This is a genomic window from Mycolicibacterium peregrinum, assembly GCF_001665625.1.
In the GTDB taxonomy this organism is placed as follows: domain Bacteria; phylum Actinomycetota; class Actinomycetes; order Mycobacteriales; family Mycobacteriaceae; genus Mycobacterium; species Mycobacterium peregrinum_B.
In genome coordinates this window covers 1-4,947 of record NZ_LZSY01000132.1, presented here as the reverse complement: position 1 = coordinate 4,947, position 4,947 = coordinate 1, and the positions used below count along the sequence as shown (strand labels likewise).

General features: G+C 68.2%; 4 protein-coding genes. 3 read left to right on the top strand and 1 reads right to left on the bottom strand.

Annotated elements, in window-relative coordinates:
• Positions 1 to 1,618 (top strand): DUF4118 domain-containing protein (locus A5779_RS21735; protein WP_131811675.1); only part of this gene is annotated, 1,618 nt, incomplete at its 5' end.
• Complete coding sequence (locus A5779_RS21730; protein ID WP_064885533.1) at positions 1,615 to 2,316, top strand: response regulator; 702 nt, start codon at positions 1,615 to 1,617, stop codon at positions 2,314 to 2,316. The genes A5779_RS21735 and A5779_RS21730, both read left to right, overlap by 4 nt.
• Positions 2,317 to 2,428: 112 nt before the next feature.
• Here the strand turns inward: A5779_RS21730 and A5779_RS21725 are convergent, their stop codons facing one another.
• Positions 2,429 to 2,902: an SRPBCC family protein gene (locus A5779_RS21725; protein ID WP_174554274.1), complete on the bottom strand. Its 474-nt coding sequence runs from the start codon at positions 2,900 to 2,902 to the stop codon at positions 2,429 to 2,431.
• A 193-nt stretch (positions 2,903 to 3,095) separates the two neighbouring features.
• Between A5779_RS21725 and A5779_RS21720 the strand changes: the two genes are divergently transcribed.
• A partial coding sequence (locus A5779_RS21720; RefSeq protein ID WP_064885529.1) for a propionyl-CoA synthetase occupies positions 3,096 to 4,947 on the top strand: 1,852 nt, incomplete at its 3' end.

Genomic DNA, 4,947 nt, shown 5'->3' with positions numbered 1-4,947 from the left:
CGGCGACGACGTACCGGCCGCACTCCTGGATTTCGCCCGCGAACGCAACGCCACCCAGTTGGTGCTCGGCACCTCGCGGCGATCCCGATGGGCCCGGATTTTCGAGGAGGGCATCGGGCCCGCTGTGGTGCAGCAGTCGGGCAAGATCGATGTCCACATGGTGACCCACGACCAGGCCCGTCGCGGGTTCGGCTGGGCGACCGCCACGCCCCGGCAACGCCATGTCGCATCTTGGCTTGCAGCCCTGATGGTTCCGTCCGCGATCTGCCTGCTGATCGTCGGGGTACTGGATCCGATTCTCGGGGTCAGCGGCGAGAGCGCGCTGTTCTTCATCGGTGTGCTGGTCGTCGCGCTTCTGGGTGGTGTCGCGCCCGCGGGGCTGTCGGCCCTGCTGTCCGGGCTGCTGTTGAACTACTTCCTGGTGGCGCCGCGGCACACGTTCACCATCTCCGAACCCGACAGCGCGGTCACCGTCGTCGTGCTGCTGCTGGTCGCGGTGGCGGTGGCGGCTCTGGTCGACGGGGCGGCGAGCCGGGCCCGCGAAGCCAGGAAGGCCTCGCAGGAAGCCGAATTGCTGACTCTGTTCGCCGGGTCGGTGCTGCGCGGCGCCGACCTCACCACCCTGCTGGAACGCCTGCGTGAGACGTACTCCCAACGGGCAGTGAGCCTGCTGCGCGAACAGAACGGAACCGCCGAGATCGTCGCGTGCGTCGGCACCAAGCCGTGTGCCGAGGTGGACACCGCCGACACCGCGATCGAAGTCGGAGACGACGAATTCTGGTTGTTGATGGCCGGACGGAAACTGGCGGCGCGGGATCGCCGCGTGCTCAGCGCCGTCGCGAAACAGGCTGCCGGGCTGGTCAAGCAACGCGAGCTCACCGAGGAGGCCGGCAAGGCCGCCGCCATCGCGCAGGCCGATGAACTGCGCCGGTCGCTGCTCTCGGCGGTCAGCCACGACCTGCGCACCCCATTGGCCGCGGCCAAGGCGGCGGCGTCGAGCCTGCGCAGCGAGGACATCGACTTCTCCGCCGAGGACACCGCCGAACTGCTGGCCACCATCGAGGAATCCGTGGACGCGCTCACCGCGCTCGTAGGCAACCTGCTGGACTCCTCCCGGCTGTCGGCCGGCGTGGTTCGCCCCGAGCTGCGCCGGGTGTATCTGGAGGAGAACGTGCAACGGGCGCTGCTCGGAATCAGCAAGGGCGCCACCGGATTCACCCGCGAGGGCCTGGACCGGGTGAAGGTCGAGGTCGGCGATGCCGTCGCGATGGCCGACGCCGGGCTGCTGGAGCGGGTGCTGGCCAACCTGATCGACAACGCCCTTCGGTATGCGCCCGACGGCCCCATCCGGGTCAGCGCCGGGCAGGTGGCCGACCGGGTACTGATCGCGGTGATCGACGAAGGGCCCGGCATGCCGCGCGGCGCCGAGGAACAGCTCTTCGCGCCGTTCCAACGACTCGGCGACCACAACACCACCATCGGCGTCGGCCTGGGACTGTCCGTCGCGCGCGGCTTCGTCGAAGCCATGGGCGGCACCATCTCGGCGACCGACACCCCCGGCGGCGGCCTGACCGTCGAAATCGACCTTGCCGCACCGCCAAAGGACGAATCCGCATGACATCCACCACCGCCCCCAAGACCCGCGTCCTGGTGATCGACGACGAACCGCAGATCCTGCGCGCACTGCGGATCAACCTGTCGGTGCGCGGCTATGAGGTCGACACCGCCACCGACGGCGGACAGGGACTACGCACCGCCGCCGATCACCGGCCCGACGTGATCGTGCTCGACCTCGGTCTACCCGACATGTCAGGCATCGAGGTCCTGGCCGGCCTTCGCGGTTGGCTCTCGGCACCGGTGATCGTGCTCTCGGCCCGCACCGACTCGTCCGACAAGGTCGAGGCGCTCGATGCCGGCGCCGACGACTACGTCACCAAACCGTTCGGCATGGACGAGTTCCTGGCCCGACTTCGGGCGGCCGTGCGGCGGGGGGCGGCGGCTTCCGAAACCGATGAGCCCGTCATTGAAACCTCGTCGTTCACGGTGGATCTCGCCGCCAAGAAGGTGACGAAGAACAATCGCGAGGTACACCTCACCCCCACCGAGTGGGGCATGCTGGAGATGCTGGTGCGCAACCGCGGCAAGTTGGTGGGCCGCGAGGAACTGTTGCGTGAGGTGTGGGGTCCGGCCTACGCCAAGGAGACCCATTACCTACGGGTGTACCTCGCGCAGCTGCGCCGCAAGCTCGAAGACGATCCGTCGCATCCGGTGCACCTGCTGACCGAGGCCGGGATGGGCTACCGCTTCCAGGAGTAGCCGCTCATGGCACCAGCGTCGCCGCAATCCTGACCCGGCCCGTCGGCATCTGTGTGAGTATCGGGCCACCCGACCATTGGCCTCCTCGCGGTGAGCGGCAGGATGGCGTGGCTTATTTCGGCTCGACGCGACGCTCGGCCAACGCCGCCAATCGCTCAGTGCATTCGCGATTCCGGGGGTAGGCGGCCAGCAGAGCCAGCCGCCGCGGAATCAGGTTCAATGGTCCACCGGCCGGGACCTCGGCCATCTCGATACGCGACCCGGTTTCGGTATCGGTGAGCCGCAATACGATCCGGGCTTTTCCGAACGGCCTGGTCTTGGCGAGCAGCACCAACTCGCGGGTCGGCGCACAGGATTCGACCTCCGTCTCGTCGTTGACCACCACCGGCCAGATGCCGATGGTGTGGTGAATGCGGCTGCCGGGGGCCGGCCAGGAGGAGTCGACAGCGCGCATGCGCGTGTTCCCAACCACCCACTGTGAATACGTCCAGCCGTCGGCGATGACGTCCCATACCTGTTGTCGAGTGGCCGTCGTGTCGCGTTTGACGACCAGGTGGCTGTCCGAAGCGACCGGGGAAGATTCCACGACGCACGCTCCTTTCGGTGTCAGTGCCGTCCGTCGCTCCGGCGATCAACCGGTGCAGCACGGCTTCGACGCTGGGCTACCCGGCAGCGCCAGAGTCAAACGCGCCTGCCGGTCGCAGACAAAATGGCACCGCTTGTCGCTCATTCGCAGGGTTGCACGGCCGTTGCAAGTGACGCAGATTACGGTTTGCGGTATGTCCGGTACTCGCGCCCGTTTCCGCAGCCTTTTCGAGGCCAGCCTCAACGACCCGGCCACGTTCTGGGCCGACGCTGCCAAGGCGGTGACCTGGACTTCCGAGCCGCAGCGGGTACTCGACGACACCAACCCGCCGTTCTACCGCTGGTTCCCCGACGCCGAGCTCAACACCTGCGCGAACGCCCTGGACCGCCACGTCGCCGAGCGCGGCGATCAGGCCGCCCTGATCTACGACTCCCCTGTCACCGGCACCAAGGCCACCTACACCTACCGCGAGTTGCGCGACGCCACCGCCCGGTTCGCCGGGGCCCTGCGTGGGCTCGGGGTGAACAAGGGCGACCTCGTGGTGATCTACATGCCGATGGTCCCCGAGGCGGTCATCGCGATGCTGGCCTGTGCCCGCCTCGGCGCGGTGCACTCGGTGGTGTTCGGCGGGTTCGCCGCCCACGAGCTGGCCACCCGCATCGACGACGCCCGTCCCGTGGTCGTGGTCAGCGCATCCTGCGGCATCGAGCCGACCCGCATCATCGAGTACAAGCCGATGCTGGATGCCGCGCTCGACATCGCCGAGCACAAGCCCACGGCCTGCGTCATCCTGCAGCGCGAGCAGAGTCCCTGCGAATTGGTCGACGGGCGCGATCACGACTGGCAGCAGCTGGTCGCCGACGCCGCTCCGGTCGATCCGGTGCCGGTCGCCGCCACCGATCCGCTGTACGTGCTCTATACCTCGGGCACGACCGGCAAGCCCAAGGGCATCGTCCGTGACAACGGCGGCCATGCGGTGGCCCTGTTGTGGAGCATGCGCAACATCTACGACGTGGCACCCGGCGATGTCTTCTGGGCGGCCTCCGACGTCGGCTGGGTGGTCGGGCACTCCTACATCGTGTACGCCCCTCTGCTCCTGGGCGCGACAACCGTTCTCTACGAAGGCAAACCGATCGGCACCCCCGATGCCGGGGCGTTCTGGCGGGTCGCCGCCGAGTACGGCGTCAAGGCGCTCTTCACCGCCCCTACCGCGATCCGCGCGATCAAGAAGGAAGACCCCGACGCCACGCGACTGGCCGATTACGACCTGTCCGGGCTCAAGTACCTGTTCCAGGCCGGCGAGCGCCTCGACCCCGACACCTACCACTGGGCCGCCGACAAACTCGGCATCCCGGTGGTCGACCACTGGTGGCAGACCGAGACCGGGTGGGCGATCGCGGCCGACCCGATGGGCGTCGAACCCCTGCCCATCAAGGCCGGTTCGGCCACGGTGCCGATGCCCGGCTACGACGTGCAGATCCTGCGTTCCGACGGCACCCGGTGCGAGGCCGGAGAGGAAGGCTCGATCTGCGTCAAGCTGCCCCTCCCGCCCGGCACGTTGCCCACACTGTGGGGCGATGACCACCGCTACGTCGCGTCGTATCTGTCGGCGTTCACCGGCTACTACCTCACCGGCGACGGTGGCTACATCGACTCCGACGGCTACCTGTTCGTGATGGGCCGCACCGACGACGTGATCAATGTGGCCGGGCACCGGCTGTCCACCGGATCGATCGAGGCCGTACTCGCCGACCATCCGTCGGTGGCTGAATGCGCGGTGATCGGTGTCGCCGACGAGCTCAAGGGCCAGGTGCCACGTGGCTTCGTGGTGCTCAAGACCGGGGCCTCGACCGAGGGGATCACCCAGGAACTGGTCGACCGGGTGCGGGACAACATCGGCGCCGTGGCGGTTTTCAAGAAGGTCGACGTGGTGGCGGCGCTGCCGAAGACCCGCTCGGGCAAGATCCTGCGCAAGACCATGCGCGGTATCGCCGACGGGCTCGACGAGCCGGTGCCCTCCACCATCGAGGATCCCGCGGTGCTCG